The sequence below is a fragment of the Bradyrhizobium sp. 138 genome (assembly GCF_023074075.1).
GTDB lineage: Bacteria > Pseudomonadota > Alphaproteobacteria > Rhizobiales > Xanthobacteraceae > Bradyrhizobium.
Genome location: NZ_JADPKT010000007.1, coordinates 1 through 19,513, shown reverse-complemented (window position 1 = coordinate 19,513; position 19,513 = coordinate 1). Strand labels below are relative to the sequence as shown.

At 65.4% G+C, this 19,513-nt stretch carries 17 protein-coding genes and 1 pseudogene; 17 read left to right on the top strand and 1 reads right to left on the bottom strand.

Going from position 1 to position 19,513, the window contains the following annotated elements; translation table 11 throughout:
• Positions 1 to 10 precede the first annotated feature (10 nt).
• The 13 genes from IVA79_RS04450 (at position 11) to fabZ (ending at position 15,461) form a co-directional block, all read left to right on the top strand.
• A complete protein-coding gene (locus IVA79_RS04450; protein WP_247550662.1) occupies positions 11 to 544 on the top strand; it encodes a DUF2846 domain-containing protein in 534 nt (177 codons plus the stop codon).
• A gap of 215 nt (positions 545 to 759) precedes the next feature.
• Positions 760 to 3,414: a caspase domain-containing protein gene (locus IVA79_RS04445; protein WP_247550661.1), complete on the top strand. Its 2,655-nt coding sequence runs from the start codon at positions 760 to 762 to the stop codon at positions 3,412 to 3,414.
• A gap of 204 nt (positions 3,415 to 3,618) precedes the next feature.
• Entirely contained in the window at positions 3,619 to 4,614 is a 996-nt protein-coding gene (locus IVA79_RS04440) for a 30S ribosomal protein S2 (protein WP_247550660.1), read from the top strand.
• 131 nt (positions 4,615 to 4,745) lie between these two features.
• Positions 4,746 to 5,669 carry a translation elongation factor Ts gene (gene tsf, locus IVA79_RS04435; RefSeq protein ID WP_247550659.1) on the top strand — a complete coding sequence of 308 codons (924 nt, stop codon included), beginning with the start codon at positions 4,746 to 4,748 and terminating at the stop codon, positions 5,667 to 5,669.
• 60 nt (positions 5,670 to 5,729) lie between these two features.
• Entirely contained in the window at positions 5,730 to 6,446 is a 717-nt protein-coding gene (gene pyrH / locus IVA79_RS04430) for a UMP kinase (RefSeq protein ID WP_247550658.1), read from the top strand.
• Between the two features lie 67 nt (positions 6,447 to 6,513).
• A complete protein-coding gene (frr, locus tag IVA79_RS04425) occupies positions 6,514 to 7,077 on the top strand; it encodes a ribosome recycling factor (RefSeq protein WP_028136111.1) in 564 nt (187 codons plus the stop codon).
• A 12-nt stretch (positions 7,078 to 7,089) separates the two neighbouring features.
• Entirely contained in the window at positions 7,090 to 7,848 is a 759-nt protein-coding gene (locus IVA79_RS04420) for an isoprenyl transferase (RefSeq protein ID WP_247550657.1), read from the top strand.
• Positions 7,845 to 8,687, top strand: a complete 843-nt coding sequence (locus IVA79_RS04415; RefSeq protein ID WP_247550656.1) for a phosphatidate cytidylyltransferase — start codon at positions 7,845 to 7,847, stop codon at positions 8,685 to 8,687. Before IVA79_RS04420 ends, IVA79_RS04415 begins: the two co-directional genes overlap by 4 nt.
• Before the next feature lie 4 nt (positions 8,688 to 8,691).
• Entirely contained in the window at positions 8,692 to 9,915 is a 1,224-nt protein-coding gene (gene dxr / locus IVA79_RS04410; RefSeq protein ID WP_247550655.1) for a 1-deoxy-D-xylulose-5-phosphate reductoisomerase, read from the top strand.
• A gap of 44 nt (positions 9,916 to 9,959) precedes the next feature.
• Complete coding sequence (rseP, locus tag IVA79_RS04405) at positions 9,960 to 11,111, top strand: RIP metalloprotease RseP (RefSeq protein ID WP_247550654.1); 1,152 nt, start codon at positions 9,960 to 9,962, stop codon at positions 11,109 to 11,111.
• 176 nt (positions 11,112 to 11,287) lie between these two features.
• Positions 11,288 to 13,810, top strand: coding sequence for an outer membrane protein assembly factor BamA (bamA, locus tag IVA79_RS04400; protein ID WP_247550653.1), 2,523 nt, complete (start codon positions 11,288 to 11,290; stop codon positions 13,808 to 13,810).
• A 125-nt stretch (positions 13,811 to 13,935) separates the two neighbouring features.
• The gene (gene lpxD, locus IVA79_RS04395; RefSeq protein ID WP_247550652.1) at positions 13,936 to 15,003 is read left to right on the top strand and encodes a UDP-3-O-(3-hydroxymyristoyl)glucosamine N-acyltransferase; all 1,068 of its coding nucleotides are present in this window, start codon (positions 13,936 to 13,938) and stop codon (positions 15,001 to 15,003) included.
• Positions 15,000 to 15,461 (top strand): 3-hydroxyacyl-ACP dehydratase FabZ, encoded by a 462-nt coding sequence (fabZ, locus tag IVA79_RS04390; RefSeq protein WP_024341283.1) that lies wholly within the window; start codon positions 15,000 to 15,002, stop codon positions 15,459 to 15,461. Before lpxD ends, fabZ begins: the two co-directional genes overlap by 4 nt.
• A gap of 18 nt (positions 15,462 to 15,479) precedes the next feature.
• Here the strand turns inward: fabZ and IVA79_RS04385 are convergent, their stop codons facing one another.
• Complete coding sequence (locus IVA79_RS04385; RefSeq protein ID WP_247551414.1) at positions 15,480 to 15,803, bottom strand: KTSC domain-containing protein; 324 nt, start codon at positions 15,801 to 15,803, stop codon at positions 15,480 to 15,482.
• A 176-nt stretch (positions 15,804 to 15,979) separates the two neighbouring features.
• Here IVA79_RS04385 and lpxA point away from each other — a divergent pair, with 176 nt between their 5' ends.
• From lpxA to IVA79_RS04365, 4 genes and pseudogenes are all read left to right on the top strand, one after another.
• A complete protein-coding gene (gene lpxA / locus IVA79_RS04380) occupies positions 15,980 to 16,771 on the top strand; it encodes an acyl-ACP--UDP-N-acetylglucosamine O-acyltransferase (RefSeq protein WP_247550651.1) in 792 nt (263 codons plus the stop codon).
• Between the two features lie 19 nt (positions 16,772 to 16,790).
• A complete protein-coding gene (gene lpxI, locus IVA79_RS04375) occupies positions 16,791 to 17,648 on the top strand; it encodes a UDP-2,3-diacylglucosamine diphosphatase LpxI (RefSeq protein WP_247550650.1) in 858 nt (285 codons plus the stop codon).
• Complete coding sequence (lpxB, locus tag IVA79_RS04370) at positions 17,645 to 18,829, top strand: lipid-A-disaccharide synthase (RefSeq protein ID WP_247550649.1); 1,185 nt, start codon at positions 17,645 to 17,647, stop codon at positions 18,827 to 18,829. Before lpxI ends, lpxB begins: the two co-directional genes overlap by 4 nt.
• A gap of 260 nt (positions 18,830 to 19,089) precedes the next feature.
• Positions 19,090 to 19,392: pseudogene (locus tag IVA79_RS04365) on the top strand (multidrug efflux SMR transporter); the annotation flags it as partial.
• Positions 19,393 to 19,513: the final 121 nt, after the last annotated feature.

Genomic DNA, 19,513 nt, shown 5'->3' with positions numbered 1-19,513 from the left:
CGTCCCGGGAATGTCTGGGGGCGTGATGTTGCTGCGTGGACTGGTACTATTCGTGGCCGCCGTGTTGCTGTGCGGCTGTGAAACCGCTAGGAGCGGGCTCGACTATTCGGCAACGGAGCGAAAGATCGGTCCACCCAAAGCAGGGCATGCACGTGTGGTCGTCCTTCGCGAAAAGGGCTTCGGCGGGATTGGCGATCCCGACTGGGCCTTCAGCATCGATGGAACACCGATCAAAGGTCTGAAGACCGGGACATACGTCTATGTCGACCGGCCCGCAGGCCAACATCAATTCGTGGCGGAAGAGGCAGCGCTCGGTGTCACGCGCGTGGACTTCACCGCTCGATCGGGCCAGACCTTGTTCTTCGTGGCGCGCTTCAGCGAGCGCAAAAACGCGATGATCGCAAATTCGAGTACGGGATTGCTCGGCTGGGGCCTCACGCTCGCGATCACCTCGGGCTACAAGAATCAGGGGCCCCTGGATTTTCTGCCGCTGGAGGAACAGGCCGCGCGGACGACGGTTGCGGAGCTTCGACTGGCCGAATAAGCGAGCGTGGGCGTTTGTTGACTTCGGCCTCGCGGCATGGCGTGAACTGGAGGCCAGAGGGGAAGACCGCCTCGTCGTGCTCTAGCGCTGGCCTTACGCCGGCAGCGGCGTGGCCACGCCACCGCCTCAATCCGAGCCTTTCGTTCAACCCTCGTTCAGCCGGCCGCGCGCTTCATGCGTGGTGGCACCTCAACAACAATAACGGGCAGCAAGCCATGCGTGGGACGCTCAGGGTCTTTATCTGCTTTCTCCTGCCGATCGTGGCCCTTGCCGCCAGCGCGCCGGGCGAGGCGCGCGCGCAGCAGCAGGAGAAGCGGATTGCGCTGGTGGTCGGCAATGGCGCCTACGCCAAGTCGCCGCTGGCAACGACTGCGAACGATGCCGGCCTGATCGCGCAGACGCTGCAGGCGGCGGGCTTCGACGTCGTCGGCGCCCGCGATCTCGACGGCGATACGCTGCGCAAGAGTTTTCGCGACTTCGTCCAAAAGGCCCAGGCGTCGGGACCTGGCACCGTCGCGATGGTCTATCTGGCCGGTTACGGCGTGCAGCTTGCCGGCGAGAACTATTTCATCCCGGTCGATTCCAACATCAGCCGCGACACCGACATTCCGACCGAGGCTTTGCGCATCAGCGACTACGCGCGGCAGCTTGCGGCCATTCCGCTCAAGGCCAACATCGTCGTGCTCGACGCTGCTCGCGCGCAGCCCTTCATCGAGGGCGGCCAGCCGATCGCGAGCGGACTGGCGCTGGTCGAACCTGATCCGAACATGCTGATCGCCTTCAACGCCGCGCCCGGCACGGTGGCGCCGGAGGAGCCGGGGCCCTACGGCATCTACGCCCAGTCGCTGGCCGAGATGATCCGCACCGGCGGCCTGCCGCTGCCTGAGGTCTTCGACCGCCTCCGCCTGCGCGTGAACGAGGCTTCCAAGGGTGCACAAGTGCCTTGGAACGAGCAGAAGATCACCGCGCCATTCTCGTTCTTCGAGCGCGGGCCCGACGCGCCGCCACCGGAAGCCGCGCCCGATCAGGTCGCCGCGATTCGCAGCAAGCCGATCCGCGATCTCGGCGTGCAGGACGCCTATGCCGCCGCGCTCGAGCGTGACACGCTTGCGGCCTACGAGGAATTCCTCGCGGCCTATCCCGGTGATCCCTTGTCAAAGCGCGTGATGGCGATCGTCGCGGCGCGGCGCGAGGCGATCACCTGGCGGCGGACATACCGGACCGATACGCCGGAGGCCTATTGGTCCTATCTGCGCCGCTATCCGCGCGGGCCGCACGCGGCCGATGCACGCCGGCGCCTTGCTATCCTCACCGCGCCGGCCGAGCCGCCACCGACCTTTGCGATGATCGATTACGACGTGCCGCCACCGCCACCGGAGGAGGTGGTCTATGTCGATCGCCCGGTGCTGTATTTCAGCGACCCCGATTTCGGCTTCGCGCCGCCACCGCCGCCGCCGGTCTATTATCTGCCGCCGCCGCCACCGGATTTCGTCGTGCTGCCGCCGCCGCTGCCCGTCGTCGGCTTGTTCGTGCTGCCGCAGCCGGTGTTCGTGCCGATCCCGGTGTTCGTGAGGCCGCCGGTCTATGTCGCGCCGCCGCCGAACAACATCATCTACCAGAACATCCACAATACGACGGTGATCAACACGGTGATCAATCGCCCGCCGGCGCCTGCGCCGGCTGCGGGGCCGGGACCCGGTCCGGCCAATCTGGCGCCAGCCGTTGCCGGTCGTGCCAACCCGGCAGGTCCGGCCGTGCCGCAGGCCGTCGCGCAGCGCGCCGCCCTGATTCAGCAGGGCAAGGCGCCGATGCCGCCGAGCGCGACCATCCAACCGACAGCGAAGCCGGGTATCCCGGCAGCTGCTCCGGCCAATGTCGCTCCCGCCACAACAGCGCAGCCCCCGGCAGGGGCCAAGCTGCCGCAGGCCACCCCGCCATCGCCGGGGACTCCTGGCGCTCCGCCGGCGGGGGCAGGGGTGGCGCCCGGCACTGTCACGCCGAGCGGCACACCGGGTCCGGCCGCGACGGCCCCGACTGGCAACGCTGCTACCATCCCGCACGGAGCAGCGCCGGCCAAGCTGCCGCAGGCGAACACGTTGCCGGTCCCAGGGACACCTGGCGGACCACCGCCCCCAGCAAGAGCAGGGGGCGCGCCCGGCGCTGTCTCAGCTCCTGGCAAACCCGTTGCGACCACCACGTCGCCCGCCGGCAATAACCCGCCCGCGCAGCCGAACGCGGCGACCGCGACGGCGCCCAACCATCCGCCGGCTCCCGGAGGAACGACCCCGTCCGCGGGGCTACCCAGGCCGGGGGCATCGCCTCCGTCCGCGGCTGACCCGCGCGGCAGGCCGACCGGCCCGCAACCGGGCGGTTTGCCGCCGCCGAGCGCGGCTACTGGCAAACCGGCCGTTCCGAACACGGTCAAGCCGGTGGCACCTCCGCCGCCACCGGTGGCAGCACGGGAGCCCTCCAGGGTTCCGGATCACCGGCCCGCCGCGTTACCGCAGGCCGCCAGGCCCGTTGCGCCCCCAGCCCATCCGCAAGCTCTGGCGAGACCGGCCCCGCCACCACCGCCGCGGGTCGCACCACCTCCGCCGCCAAGGGCTGCGCCTCCGCCGGTGGCGGTGGCACGACCGGCACCCCCGCCGCCCATTGCCCGGCCCGCACCGCCCCCCATGGCGCGTCCAGCGCCACCTCCCCCTATGGCGCGTCCAGCGCCACCGCCGCCGATGGCGCGTGCGGCGCCACCTCCTGTGGCGCGGCCGGCGCCGCCTCCCATGGCCGCCGCGCCGCGTGCGGCACCACCCCCGCCGCCGCGGCCGGCCGGACCGCCACCAAAGCCTTGCCCGCCCGGCCAGCCGAAGTGCTAGGCATCCGGGGGTGCCGGGAAGCAACCGAAGCTTTCCGGTGCCCCAGATGGGCCCGTTATTTCCTTGCTTCTGGCCGAAATGGCGCTATATAGCGCGCCATCTCACACGGAAACATGGCTCACAAGGCCGTCCGGTGGCAGCCGGGGCGAGAACGCTCCGTCTTGCTCACACGTTTCCGGAGGAACCAACCGGAGAATTAGAACGATGGCGCTACCCGATTTCACTATGCGTCAGCTGCTTGAAGCTGGCGTGCACTTTGGTCACCAGTCTCACCGCTGGAATCCGAAAATGGCTCCGTTCATTTTCGGCGCTCGCAACAACATTCACATCGTCGACCTCGCGCAGACCGTGCCGATGCTGCACACGGCCTTGCAGGCGGTCAGCGACACCGTCGCCAAGGGCGGCCGCATCCTGTTCGTCGGCACCAAGCGCCAGGCGCAGGACGGCGTCGCGGACGCTGCCAAGCGCTGCGCGCAGTATTTCGTCAATTCGCGCTGGCTCGGCGGCACGCTGACCAATTGGAAGACGATCTCGGCCTCGATCAAGCGCCTGCGGCACCTCGACGACGTGCTGTCGGGCGGCGATGCCAGCTCCTACACCAAGAAGGAGCGCCTGACGCTTCAGCGCGAGCGCGACAAGCTCGACCGTTCGCTCGGAGGCATCAAGGACATGGGCGGACTGCCCGACCTGATCTTCGTGATCGACACCAACAAGGAAGACATCGCGATCCAGGAGGCCCAGCGCCTCAACATCCCGGTCGCCGCGATCGTCGACACCAATTCGGACCCCAAGGGCATCACCTATGTGGTGCCGGGTAACGACGACGCCGGCCGTGCGATCGCGCTCTATTGCGATCTGATCGCCCGCGCGGCGATCGACGGTATCTCCCGTGCCCAGGGCGATTCGGGCATCGACGTCGGCGCCTCGGCCCGTCCGCTTGCTGAAGAGCTGCCGGCGCCCTCGTCGAGCGGCTTCCAGGGCCTTGCAGGTCCGCGCGGCACCGCCGACGACCTCAAGAAGCTCCCGGGCGTGTCGGGTGCGATCGAGAAGAAGTTCAACGACCTCGGCATCTTCCACTACTGGCAGCTCGCCGAGCTCGATCACGACACCGCGCACAAGATCGGCGAAGAAGTCGGTCTGCCGAGCCGTGCGGACGCCTGGGTGGCCAAGGCCAAGGCGCTGACCGCGGAAGCGGAATAGTCAAAAAAGAGCGATGGATTGGCCGGATAGGATCCGGCCACCATTCAGTTGACGCGAATCCCTGAGATGGACCGCGGCGAGGCGATCGGGCCGCGCCGCGGCGAACCGGCAGGCACAAAGGATTTTCAACGATGGCAACGATCACAGCTGCGATGGTCAAGGACCTGCGCGAGTCAACCGGCGCGGGCATGATGGACTGCAAGGCCGCGCTGACCGAGAACGACGGCAACATGGAAGCGGCGCAGGATTGGCTGCGCAAGAAGGGTCTGTCCAAGGCCGCCAAGAAGTCGGGCCGCGTCGCGGCCGAGGGTCTGATCGGCGCGCTCACCAAGGGCACCAAGGGCGTCGTGGTCGAGGTCAATTCCGAGACCGACTTCGTCGCGCGCAACGGTCAGTTCCAGGGCCTGGTCAAGATGATTGCCCAGGTTGCATTCGATGTCGGCGCCGATGTCGAGAAGATCAAGGCCGCCAAGGTCGGTGACGTCACGGTCGAAGCCGCGATCAATGACGCGATCGCCACCATCGGCGAGAACATGACGCTGCGCCGCGCAGCTTCGCTCGAGGTGAGCCAGGGCGCCGTGGCGCATTACGTCCACGGTGCCGTGGTCGATGGCGCCGGCAAGATGGGCGTGATCGTGGCGCTGGAATCGCCCGGCAAGGCCGACGAGCTCGCAGCCCTCGGCCGCCAGATCGCCATGCACATCGCCGCCACCAACCCGCTGGCGCTCGATCCGTCCGGCCTCGATCCGGCGGTCGTCAAGCGCGAGAAGGACGTGCTGGCCGACAAATACCGCCAGCAGGGCAAGCCCGAGAACGTGATCGAGAAGATCGTCGAGTCCGGCCTCAAGACCTACTACAAGGAAGTCTGTCTGCTCGAGCAGGCCTTCATCCACGACACCGGCAAGTCGGTGGCGCAGGCCGTGAAGGAGGCCGAGGGCAAGGTCGGCGGCGCTGTGAAGATCGCCGGCTTTGTGCGCTATGCTCTCGGTGAGGGAATCGAGAAGCAGGAAAGCGACTTCGCAGCCGAGGTCGCCGCGGCCAGCGGCAAGAAGTAAGCGCCGGAACGATCCTTCCGGCGTGCCGCCGGAAGCGGCGCCCGGACAAGGAAAGTGCTCATGACTGATCCGGTCTATCGTCGCGTCGTGATCAAGCTGTCCGGCGAATATCTCGCGGGACAGCAAGGCTTTGGCATCGACCAGCCGACCGTCGACCGGGTTGCGGACGATCTGATCGCCGCCCGCAAGCTCGGCACCGAGGTTGCGGTCGTGATCGGCGGCGGCAATATCGTGCGCGGCGTCGAGGTCTCGGCCCGCGGCGTATCGCGCCCGACCGGCGACACCATGGGCATGCTCGCCACCATGATGAACTGCCTCGCGCTGGAAGCGGCGATCGAGCGCAAGGGCACGCCGGCGCGCACGCTGTCGGCCTTCGTCATGCCCGAGATTTCCGAGCTGTTCACCCGCACTGCGGCGCACAAATATCTCGCCGAGGGCCGCATCGTGCTGCTTGGCGGCGGCACCGGTAATCCGTTCTTCACCACCGATACGACCGCGGTGCTGCGCGCCGCCGAGATCGGCGCCCAGGCGGTGCTGAAGGCGACCAATGTCGACGGCGTCTACTCGGCGGATCCGAAGAAGGATCCGGCCGCCACGCGGTTTGACCGGCTGACCCATTCGCAGGCGATCGAGGGCGGCTACAAGGTGATGGATGCGACCGCCTTCGCGCTTGCCCGCGAGACGGCGCTGCCTATCATCGTATTCTCGATCGCGGAGCCGGGGTCGATCGGCGCGATTCTGCGTGGCGTCGGCCACGGAACCATCGTCGCCGGCTGACGGCTCGTCTGGCGCACCCGCGGAAGGGGGCGCCGAGCGGTCGCCGGGATTTTGAAGGAGAAACGTGATGCCCACGGGTAATTTCGACCTCAACGAAGTGAAGCGCCGCATGCAGGGCGCCGTCGCCTCGCTCAAGCACGAGCTCGGAGGCCTGCGCACGGGGCGCGCCTCCGCCTCGATGCTCGATCCGGTGCAGGTCGACGCTTACGGTGGTCACATGCCGCTGAACCAGCTCGCCACCGTCAGCGTGCCGGAGCCGCGTTTGATCTCGGTGCAGGTCTGGGACAAGTCGATGGTCAAGGCGGTGGAGAAGGCGATCGTCGATTCCAATCTCGGCCTGTCGCCCGCGACCGAGGGCCAGGTGTTGCGTCTGCGCATCCCCGAACTCAACGAGGAGCGGCGCAAGGAGCTGGTGAAGGTCGCGCATAAATATGCCGAAGCCGCCAAGGTCGCCGCGCGCCATGTCCGCCGCGACGGTCTCGACGTCCTCAAGAAGCTCGAGAAGAACCACGAGATGTCGGAGGACGACCAGAAGCGCCACGCCGACGAGGTGCAGAAGGCGACCGACGGCACCATCGCCGAAATCGACCAGTTGCTGGCCGCTAAGGAAAAAGAAATCCTCACCGTTTAAGGCATCGCCTTCATGTCCAACGCCGCCGCGCCCGCAACGGAAGGACCCGATCGGTCCGAGGCGCCCGCGCATGTCGCCATCATCATGGATGGCAACGGGCGTTGGGCGGCCGCGCGCGGTTTGCCGCGTGCGGAAGGGCATCGCCGCGGCGTCGAGGCCCTGCGCCGCGTCGTGCGTGCCTCGCACGAGCTCGGCATCCGCTATCTCACCATCTTCTCCTTCTCGTCGGAGAACTGGTCGCGCCCGGCGAGCGAAATCGGCGATCTCTTCGGTCTGCTGCGCCGCTTCATCCGCAACGACCTGGCGAGCCTGCATCGTGACGGCGTCAAGGTCCGCATCATCGGCGAGCGCGAAGGGCTGGAGAGCGACATCTGCGCGCTTTTGAACGAGGCCGAAGAGCTGACGCGCGACAACACGCGTCTCACGCTCGTCGTCGCCTTCAACTACGGCTCGCGGCAGGAGATCGCGAAGGCGGCGCAGAAGCTCGCCCGTGAGGTCGCGGAGGGCAGGCGCGACCCTGATACGATCGACGCCGAAACGCTCGGCGCGCATCTCGATGCGCCCGATATTCCAGATCCCGATCTCATCATCCGCACCAGCGGCGAGCAGCGCCTGTCCAATTTCCTGATGTGGCAGGCCGCCTATAGCGAGCTCGTGTTCGTTCCGATCCACTGGCCCGATTTCGACAAGGCGGCGCTGGAAAGCGCGATCGCCGAATTCGCCAGGCGCGAGCGCCGTTTCGGCGGTCTGGTTGCGAAAACCGCCTCGTGAGCGAACAAGATTCCGCACCGGCGGGCGCCAAGCCTGCCCCGAGCAATCTCGTGATGCGAGTCCTCGCAGCGCTGGTGCTGGCGCCGCTCGCCATTGCGCTGGCCTATGCCGGCGGCTGGTTGTGGGCGCTTCTCGTCACCCTGGTATCGATCGGACTGTTCGCGGAATGGCTGATGGTGGTGGGCGCGGCCTCGGTCGCGCTGACCGGCGCAGGCACGATCGTCATCGCCATGATGGGGGCCGCCGTCGCTTTCGGCGCGCTCAAGACCTCAGTCGTCGTCGGCCTTGTCGGCGGTGCGATCGTGACGCTGATTGCGCGGGGCAAGTTCTTGTGGGCAGCGACCGGCTTCGCCTACGCGGCGGCGGCGCTACTGGCCGCGATCCTGGTGCGAAAGGATCTCGTCAACGGGTTCTCCGCATTGATGTTCGTGCTGCTCGTGGTGTGGGCGACCGATATCGGCGGCTATTTCGCCGGCCGCAGCATCGGCGGACCGAAGCTATGGCCGCGCGTGAGCCCCAAGAAGACCTGGGCGGGCGCTCTCGGCGGCTTTGTCGCAAGCCTCTTGGTTGCGGTCGGATTTGCCGCTTGCGGGCTCGGAAAGATGGCGCCATTGCTCCTCGTCAGCGCCATCCTCTCGGTGGTGTCGGCGCTCGGCGATCTGTTCGAATCCGCAGTGAAGCGGCGCTTCGGCGTCAAGGATTCCAGTCACTTAATTCCCGGCCATGGCGGGCTTCTGGACCGCCTGGACGGCTTTGTCGCCGCCATCCTGGCGGCATGGATTATCGGCTTTCTCCGCCATGGTGTGCATAGCGCCGGAAGCGGTCTTATGGTTTGGTGAGGATATGAGCGCGGTCCCATTGCGTAATAACAGGCTTGCTGCGTCCGATGTCCGCAGCGTCACGGTTCTCGGCGCCACCGGCTCGATCGGCGACAGCACGATGGATCTGCTGCGCGCCTCGCCCGAGCGCTACCGCGTCGAGGCGCTGACGGCGAACGGCAACGTCGAAGCGCTGGCGAAGCTCGCGAAGGAATTTTCCGCGCGTTACGTCGCAATCGCTGACACTTCCAAGCTCGCCGAGCTCAAGTCCGCACTGGCGGGAACGAGCACCGAATGCGGTGCCGGTGAAAGCGCGGTGATCGAAGCCGGCGCGCGTCCGGCCGATTGGGTGATGGCGGCCGTGAGTGGCGCTGCCGGATTGAAACCGGCACTGGCAGCGGTCGATCGCGGCGCGCATGTGGCGCTGGCCAACAAGGAATGTCTGGTCTGCGCCGGTGATTTCTTCATGCAGCGTGCGGCCAAGGCGGGCGCTTGCATCCTGCCGGCCGATTCCGAGCACAATGCGCTGTTCCAGGCGCTCGCGTCAGGCAATCGCGACGAGCTCGTGCGCGTCATCATCACGGCCTCGGGCGGCCCATTCCGCACCTGGAAGCCGGCGGATATCGAGCAGGCGACCCTTGCGCAGGCCTTGAAGCATCCGAACTGGAGCATGGGCCAGAAGATCACGATCGATTCCGCCTCGATGATGAACAAGGGGCTCGAGGTGATCGAGGCGTCCTATCTGTTCGCGCTTACGCCCGACGAGATCGATGTTCTCGTTCATCCGCAGTCGATCATCCACGGCATGGTCGAGTTTTCCGACCGCTCGGTGATGGCCCAGCTCGGCGCGCCCGACATGCGCACCCCGATCGCGCACTGCCTCGGCTGGCCCGATCGCATCAAGGGACCGGCGGCCAGGCTGGACCTCGCCAAGATTGGCCAGCTCACCTTCGAGGCCCCCGATTTCGAGCGCTTCCCCGGGCTGCGCTTGGCTTTCGATTCGCTCCGGACCGGGAAGGGGGCGACCACCGTCTACAACGCAGCCAACGAGGTCGCGGTCGCCGCGTTCATCGCCGGCAAGATCCGGTTCGGCGCGATTGCCCGGCTGGTGGAAGCGACACTGGACGACTGGATCCGCAGCGGGAACCAGGCGCCCCTGACGTCCGCCGACGATGCAATCTCTGTTGACCATGTTGCTCGAAATAGGGCTGCCGCCCTATTGCCTCAAATTGCCTTAAAGGCATCCTAGATGGTTCGCGGCCAGGGCCTTGCGGCGCTGGATGAGGGAAATCGATGATCGACTTTTTCGTCCATAGTTTCAATACGTTGAGCCATGGGCTCCTCGGCTACGCGGTTCCCTTCCTGTTCGTTCTGACGATCGTCGTGTTCTTCCATGAGCTCGGCCACTTTCTGGTCGCGCGCTGGGCGGGCGTTCGCGTGTTAACTTTCTCGCTCGGCTTCGGACCTGAGCTGGTCGGTTTCAATGACCGCCACGGCACCCGCTGGAAGATCTCGGCAATTCCGCTCGGCGGCTACGTCAAGTTCTTCGGCGACGAGAGCGAGGCCTCGACCCCGTCGGCCCAGACGCTCGCGGCCATGTCTCCCGAGGAGCGCGCCGGTAGCTTCCACCACAAGAAGGTCGGCCCGCGCGCTGCCATCGTCGCGGCCGGACCGATCGCCAATTTCATCCTGGGTGCGCTGATCTTCGCGGGCATGGCGCTGTATTACGGCAAGCCGAGCACGATCGCGCGCGTTGACGGCGTCGTCGCCGACGGCGCCGCCGCTGCGGCCGGTTTCAAGGTCGGGGACATCGTCGTCCAGATCGACGGCAAGCCGATCGAGAGCTTTGCCGACATGCAGCGAATCGTTGCGATGAACGCCGGTTCGGCGCTTGCCTTCCAGGTGAAGCGGGACGGTACCATCGTCTCGCTGACCGCAACCCCGGCGCTGCTCGAGCGCAAGGATCCATTCGGCAACAGCCACCGTCTCGGTGTGCTCGGCGTCGAGCACAAGTCGCAGGCCGGCGAGGCCTCGACCGCGCCGGTCGGCGTCGGCGAGGCACTCAAGATCGGGGTCGAGCAGGTCTGGTTCATCATCACCAGCACCTTCAAGTTCCTGGGATCGCTGTTCGTCGGAAACGGCAATCCCAACGAGGTTAGCGGCGTCCTGGGAATCGCGAAGATGTCGGGGCAGGCGGCCAGCGCCGGGTTCCAGTTCGTGATCAATTTGTGCGCGGTGCTGTCGGTATCGATTGGCCTGTTGAACCTGTTCCCGATCCCGCTGCTCGATGGCGGTCACCTTATGTTCTACGCGGCTGAGGTGGTTCGTGGCCGGCCCCTGTCCGAGCGGACTCAGGAGATGGGATTCCGAATCGGGCTCGGCTTGGTGCTGATGTTGATGGTGTTTGCGACCTACAACGACATCCTGCGGATGGCGGCCTCTTGATGGAGGCTTTTTTGTGGCGTTGCTGTTGAGCAACGTCTTGGAATGAAATTGAAATCACGACGCTTTCGGCCGTTTGCGGCGTCGGGGAAATTGGCTACAAGCGGCCTCGACTTGGGGAATCTCCAGACCGGCGTTGGGGTTGGGTCTGGCTCGGAATGATAAGGGCGCGTTGCGCGATGAAGTTTGGACTGCGACTCCGGGGGGGCTTGCTCGCAACCCTGATCATGTTCGGCGCGCCGGTGGTTGCCCCGGTTGGGGCTGTTTTTGTGTCTTCGTCTGCGCTCGCTCAGACCGTTCAGTCGATTTCCGTCGAAGGAAATCGCCGCGTCGAGGTGGAGACGATCCGCTCCTATTTCAAGCCGGGTCCGGGCGGTCGCCTGGATCAAGCCGCCGTCGACGACGGCCTCAAGGCGTTGATCGAGACGGGCCTGTTCCAGGACGTCAGGATCAACCGCGGCTCCGGCGGCCAGATCATCGTCTCGGTGGTGGAAAACCCGGTGATTGGCCGGGTCGCCTTCGAGGGCAACAAGAAGATCAAGGACGAGCAGCTCACCGCTGAAGTTCAGTCCAAGGCGCGCGGCACCTTCTCCCGCGCCATGGTGCAGTCCGACACGCTGCGAATCGCTGAAATCTATCGCCGGTCGGGCCGCTACGACGTCCACGTCACGCCTGAGATCATCGAGCAGCCGAACAACCGCGTCGATCTCATCTTCACGGTCGAGGAGGGCGCCAAGACCGGCGTCAAATCGATCGAGTTCGTCGGCAACGTTGCGTTCTCGTCCTATCGTCTCAGGGATGTCATCAAGACGCGCGAAACGAACCTCTTGAGCTTCCTCGGCAGCGGTGACGTCTATGATCCCGATCGCGTCGAGGCCGATCGCGACCTGATCCGCCGCTTCTATCTCAAACACGGTTTCGCCGACGTCCAGGTCGTGGCCGCGCTCACCGAATACGATCCGGAGAAGAAGGGCTTCAACGTCACCTTCAAGATCGAGGAAGGCGTTCAGTACCGCGTCGGCGCGGTCGATTTCCGCTCCAGCATTCCGAATTTCGATCCCAGCTCGATGCGCGGCTATTCCCGCGTCAATGTCGGCTCCCTCTATAACGTCGAATCGGTCGAGAAGTCGGTCGAGGAAATGCAGATCGAGGCCTCGCGCCGCGGTTATGCCTTCGCCGTGGTCCGTCCCGGCGGCGACCGCAATTTCGAGGCGCACACCGTCTCCGTCGTGTTCAACATCGACGAGGGCCCGCGCACCTATATCGAGCGCATCAACCTTCGCGGCAACACGCGCACGCGCGATTACGTGATCCGCCGCGAGTTCGACATCTCGGAAGGAGATGCCTACAACCGCGCCCTGGTCGACCGTGCCGAGCGGCGCCTGAAGAACCTCGACTATTTCAAGAGCGTGAAGATCACGACGGAGCCGGGCTCGTCGAGCGACCGCGTGATCCTGATCGTCGACATGGAAGAGAAATCGACCGGCGACTTCTCGGTCTCGGGCGGTTACTCCACCACGGATGGCGCGTTGGCCGAAGTCTCGATCTCCGAGCGCAATCTGCTCGGCCGCGGCCTGTTCGCCAAAGCGTCGGTGACCTATGGCCAATATGCCCGCGGCTACTCGCTGTCGTTCGTCGAGCCATATCTGCTCGATTACCGCGTCGCGCTCGGCCTCGACCTCTATCAGCGCCAGCAACTCGCCAACAACTACATCTCCTACGGCACCAAGACGCTGGGCTTCTCGCCGCGCCTCGGCTTCTCCCTGCGCGAAGATCTGTCGCTCCAGCTGCGCTACTCGATCTACCAGCAGGAAATCTCGCTGCCGGGCTACCTGGCGAACTGTTTGAATAACGGCGTTGCGGGCAATACAAGCCCAGCCTTCTCCGCTGCCAATGGCGGCGTCCCGGATCTCAGCGCGACCAACGGCCTCGGCTGCTACTACGACGGCGAAGCCTCGCTGCCGGTGCGCAAGGAGCTTGCCAACGGCAAGACCCTGACCTCGGCGCTCGGCTACACGCTGACCTACAACACGCTGGACAACAACAAGAACCCCACCGACGGTCTGCTCATCGACTTCCGGCAGGACTTCGCCGGTGTCGGCGGCGACGTCTCCTATCTGAAGACCGTCGCGGACGGAAAGTACTATGCTCCGCTGGTGTCTGACATCGTCGGTCTCGTCCGTCTCCAAGGCGGTATTCTGACCAAGATCAACGATGATCTGCGGATGCTCGATCACTTCCAGATGGGTCCGAATCTGGTCCGCGGCTTTGCCCCGAACGGCATCGGCCCGCGCGACTTGAACCCCTTTGGTACGCAGGATGCGCTCGGCGGCACCAAGTACTGGGGTGCTTCGCTCGAATTGCAGATGCCGTTCTGGTTCCTGCCGAAGGAAGTGGGTCTGAAGGGCGCGGTCTATGCCGACGCCGGCGGCCTCTACGATTATAGGGGACCGACGAGCTGGACCACGACCAACGAGGTCAATGTGCCCGGCTGTATCCCGTCGAGCGTCAATCCGTCGTCCACCGGCACCTGTACCGGCCTCGTCTATGACGACAGCAAGGTGGTGCGCTCGTCGGTCGGTGTCGGCCTGATCTGGCAGTCGCCGTTCGGCCCGCTGCGCTTTGACTACGCCGTGCCGCTCAGCAAGGGCAAGTACGACCGCACGCAGGAGTTCCGGTTCGGCGGCGGCACCACGTTCTAGTTCGATCAGCACGGCACGATCCGGATCACTGGAGCCGGTTTCCGAAAGGGATCGTGCCATTCCAAGAGATGGGGCATGATGCGGCCTGACCGCTTCATGCCGAAGCCGGACCGCGACGGGGTGGAATGGCGCAGCCGATCTTCTTCACAAAACCGCCTGCCTCAGCGCTGGCTGACATTGCCGCGCTGACTCAGGCGCAGCTGGTCGATCCCGGCCGGGGCGGCCACATCATCACGGGCCTTGCTTCGCTCGACGAAGCAGGCCCGATGCATTTGGCGTTCTTCGACAATCTGAAATACGCCGACGAGCTCAAGGCGACCAAAGCCGGCGCATGCCTGGTAAGCCCGCGCTTCGAGGCGCAGGTGCCCGCGCATGTGGCCGTGCTGCGGGTGGCGCAGCCGTTCCGGGCCTTCGTCAGGCTCGCCCGGGAATGGCATGGCGACGCGCTCAGGCCGCAATCCTGGGTCGGCAATGACGGCATCGCGCCGTCCGCGATCATCGACCCCACGGCCCGGCTCGAGGACGGCGTGATCGTCGATCCGCTGGCAGTGATCGGCCCGGACGTCGAGATCGGCAGCGGCACGGTGGTCGGCGCCGGGGCGGTGATCGGCCCCGGGGTCAAGATCGGCCGGGACTGCAATGTCGGCGCCCGCACAGCCATCCAGTGCGCCCTGATCGGCAACGACGTGCTGATCCATCCCGGCTGCTCGATCGGCCAGGACGGCTACGGCTTCATCTTCTTCGGCCCCGAGGGCCATCTGAAAGTGCCGCAGACCGGCCGGGTGCTGATCCAGAACAATGTCGAGGTCGGCGCCGGCACCACTATCGATCGCGGGTCCTTGCGTGACACCGTGATCGGGGAGGGCACCAAAATCGACAATCAGGTCCAGATCGGCCACAATGTGACCATCGGCCGGAATTGCCTGCTGGCGGCTCAGATCGGGCTCGCCGGCAGCCTGACCATCGGCGACAACGTGGCGCTGGGAGCAAAGGTTGGCATCAACAACCACCTCAAGATCGGAGATGGGGCCCAGGTCACCGCGATGAGCGGCGTCAAGGACGACATCCCCGCAGGCGGACGCTGGGGTGGCTTTTTTGCCAAACCGACCAAGCAGTGGTTCAAGGAGATCATCGCGGTGGAACGCCTGGTGCGCGACAGTAAGGCCGATGCGAAGGACGAGGGACGGGAATGACGGCGGAATCACCTGTTAAGTTCGAGCTGGTGGATATCAACGCGATCCTCCAGACCCTGCCGCACCGCTTTCCGATGCTGCTGATCGACCGCGTGATCAATATCCGCGCCGACTACAGCGGCATCGGCATCAAGAACGTCACCTTCAACGAGCCGGCCTTCCAGGGGCATTTCCCGGAGCGCCCGGTCTATCCCGGCGTCATGATGATCGAAGCAATGGCGCAGACCGCGGGCGTGATCGGCATCAAGTCGGTCGAAGGCACCGAGAAGCCGCGGGCGGTCTATTTTCTCACCATCGACAAGTGCAAGTTCCGCAAGCCCGTGCTGCCCGGTGACACCATCGAGTACCACATGCGCTCGCTCGGCCGGCGCAAGGCCATGTGGTGGTTTCACGGCGACGCCAAGGTCAACGGGCAGGTGGTTGCGGAAGCCGATGTCGGCGCCATGCTGACGGACTGAGCGGCTTCAGGCCGAGGCTTACGCGCTGCAATCGTAGCGGCTGCCGGCGGCCTCGCGCCTGATATGCCGGTTGAAGAATTGACCCATGGATGGCGCGCCCAGAAGGCGGTCGACTGTCTCGGCCGCGACGCCGCAGTAGCGCGCATAGAAGCCGCCAGTCGCGACGACGAGATCGTGCTGCGCGGGGTCGTAGCAGACACGCTGAAGCACCGTGCTGCGGCTGATGTCACGGCATTCGAATGTCGTGAGGTCGATGGGCCGGCGATCGCCGGTCTCGACCGTCTCGGACACGATCGGCGCGGCCGCGAGCTGTGCGAAGAGAAGTGCCAAGGCCCTGACCACGGTGCTGAAGCTCCGCTTGAACGTGTTGACGGACCGGGACGGCCGCCTCATCCGGTACTTGAAACAGCTAGAGATGATACGTCACTGGACAGATCGGGCATAGTCGCGCTAACCACCGGAAAACTGAGCGACTTCAGTAGATAACCAGACATTCTTGACGAGTAAGATTGGGTTTGATGAGCAAGATTGATCCCACCGCACGGATCGCGGACGGCGCCGTGATCGGCGAGGGCACCGAGATCGGGCCCTATTGCATCATCGGCCCCAACGTCGTGATCGGCAAGAATTGCAAGCTGATCGGGCATGTGCATATCACCGCGCAGACCACGATCGGCGACGATTGCACCATCTACCCGTTCGCCTCGCTCGGCACACCGCCGCAGTCGCTCAGCTATCGAGGCGAGCTGACACAGCTCAAGATCGGCTCGGGCTGCACCATCCGCGAATCCGTGACCATGAACGCCGGCACCGTCGCCGGCGGCGGGGTCACCACGGTTGGCGACCGCGGCTATTTCATGAACTGCAGCCATGTCGGCCACGATTGCCATGTCGGCAATGACGTCATCTTCGCGACGTCGGCAACGCTCGGCGGTCATTGCGAGATTGGCGACTTCGTCTTCATCGGCGGACTGTCCGCCGTGCATCAATTTACCCGCATCGGGCCGCAGGTCATGGTTGGCGGCGTGTGTGGTGTGCGCGACGACATCATCCCGTTTGGCCTCGTCAACGGCCAATACGCCGTGCTTGAGGGCCTCAACCTGATCGGCATGAAGCGGCGCAAGTTCACCAAGCAGCGGCTCGCGACCGTGCGTGGGTTCTACCAAAAGCTCTTCCACGGACCGGGCACCTTCGCCGAGCGGCTGGAGGCATCCAGGCCGCTCGCGGGCGAGGATCCGGCGATTGCCGAGATTCTCGACTTCATCGGCAAGGGCAAGCGCCCGCTCTGTCTTCCCGCTATTACGAAGTGATCTTGGGATGGCCGCGGGCATGACATCGGCGGCGTCGGAGATTTCCTCGCCGGTCGGCATCGTCGCCGGCGGCGGCGCGATGCCGTTCGCGGTCGCCGATTCGCTCGCCGCACGCGGCATCACGCCGGTGCTGTTTCCGCTGCGGGGGGCCTGCGATCCGGCGCGGGTGGAGAAGTTCCGCCACCGCTGGATCTCGGTCGGCCAGCTCGGCCGTGCGATGCGGCTGTTCCGCGAGGAGGGCTGCCGCGACCTGATCTTCATCGGCACCTTGGTGCGGCCTTCGCTTGCGGAGATCCGGTTCGACGTCAAGACGCTGCGCCTGCTCGGCAACGTCATCCGCGCCTTTCGCGGCGGCGACGATCATCTCTTGTCCGGCGTCGGCCGCCTCCTCGAGCAGGACGGCTTTCGCATGGTCGGCATCAAGGACGTCGCACCGGATCTCCTGATGCCCGAGGGCTGCATCAGCCGCGCCTGGCCGAACGACAACAGCAAGACCGACATCGCGCGCGGCCGTGCGGTGCTGACTGCGCTCGGACCGTTCGACATCGGCCAGGCCGCGGTGGTGATCGACGGCCATGTGGTGGCGGTCGAGGACATCGAGGGCACCGACGCGCTGCTCGCGCGCGTGGCGCGGCTGCGTGAGGAGGGGCGCATCCGCGCCGCCATGGGCCGCGGCGTGCTGGTGAAGGCGCCCAAGAGTGGCCAGGATCTGCGCTTCGACCTGCCGACGATCGGGCCGCGCACGCTCGAAGGTGTTGCCGCCGCGGGCTTGGCCGGCATCGCCGTCATCGCCGGCAACACCATCGCCGCCGAGCCGCAGGCGATGATCGCGCTCGCCGACGCGAAATATCTCTTCGTCATTGGCCTGCCGGCGTGATGCAGTCGAGCGATCCCAAGCGCAAGATCTTCCTGATCGCCACCGAGGAATCCGGCGATCGGCTCGGCAGCGCCTTGATGAAGGTGCTGCGCCAGCGCCTCGGCGACGGCGTAGAGTTCGTCGGGGTCGGCGGCCGCACCATGGCGCGCGAGGGGCTGGAATCGCTGTTTCCGATCGAGGAGCTGTCGATCGTCGGCTTCGCCGCGGTGGTGCAGCAATTGCCGAAGATCCTGCGGTTGATCCGCAAGACGGCGGAGGCTGTGCTGGAGGCGGCGCCCGACGCGCTCGTCATCATCGACAGCCCGGATTTCACCCATCGCGTCGCCCGCCGCGTGCGCGCGAAGAATCCCGCGATCCCGGTCGTCGATTACGTCTCGCCGCAGCTGTGGGCTTGGCGGCCGGGACGGGCGCGGACCATGCTCGGCTACGTCGACCATGTGCTCGGTTTGTTGCCGTTCGAGCCGGAGGAATACCGCAAGCTCGGCGGGCCGCCATGCAGCTATGTCGGCCATCCCCTCATCGAGCAATTGCCGTCGTTGCGGCCGAATGCGGAGGAGCAGGTGCGCCGCGCCGGCGAGCCGCCGGTGCTGCTGGTGCTGCCCGGCAGCCGTCGCAGCGAGGTCAGGCACCATCTCGCGGTGTTCGGCGCAACGCTCGGCCGCTTGCAGACGGAAGGGCACGCGTTCGAGCTGCTGCTGCCGACCATGCCGCATCTCGAAGCCACCATCCGCGAAGGCATCGCGAACTGGCCGGTCAAGCCGCAGATCGTGATCGGCGAAAATGAGCGGCGCGCCGCGTTCCGCATCGCGCGGGCCGCGCTGGCCAAATCCGGCACGGTGACGCTGGAGCTTGCGCTGTCGGGCATTCCGATGGTGACGGCCTATCGCGTCGGCGCCATCGAGGCCTTCATCCTGCGCCGCGCGATCCGCGTCTCCTCGGTGATCCTTGCCAATCTCGTGATCGGCAAGGACGTGATTCCGGAGTTCCTGCAGGAGGACTGCACGTCGGAGAATCTGGCACCGGCGCTCGCCGAGTTGCTGACGGATTCGCCGCTGCGCCGGCATCAGGTCGAGGCCTTCGCCCAGCTCGATCAGATCATGTCCACCGGCAACAAATTGCCGAGCGTGCTCGCCGCCGACATCGTGCTGGCAACGATGCGTAGGGGCAGGCGAACGAGCTAGGGCGTGTCCTCATCAGCGTCGGGTTGCAACGGCCAGCGGAAGTCACTTGGCTTGGCCGCGATCGTCTGCTCCTGACCCCAAGCCGACTCTTGCGCCGTTAGCAGTGCGGTGGTTGCAGACGACCAAGACGGTGTGCGGGCAATGCTCGATCTCTTTGGGGCCAGCCCTAAGCCCGATCCTACTACAAAACTTTCAAAGCATTGATTTGGAACATACCCTGAGAGAGATTGCTCGTGGTTCAAGCGTTTAGGGTCATTCCCATGGCTTGGCTCTTACCGCTCGTTGCTGGCCTGTGTGAAATCGCCTGGGCGATCGGTCTCAAATTCACGGAAGGCTTCGCGCGCGTTTTACCGACAATCGGCACAATTGTCGCTATGGCGGCCAGTATTGGGTTCCTCGGAATCGCCCTTAAGTCGCTGCCGGTCGGTACAGCCTATGTGGTGTGGACAGGCATTGGCACTGTTGGCACCACGGCGCTCGGCATCTATCTATTTAACGAGCCCCTGACGTTGCTTAGGCTTACCTGCATCGGCTTTATTCTATTGGGCATGATCGGACTGAAATCACCACTTAGGCAGAACGGTGCGACGAGACGTGTTGGAAGTCGGTTCAAAAATAGCTCTTCAATGTGCCGCGCCGTCGGACGTCGAGTGTGGCGCAATGGAAGCCGCCACCAAATGCCGC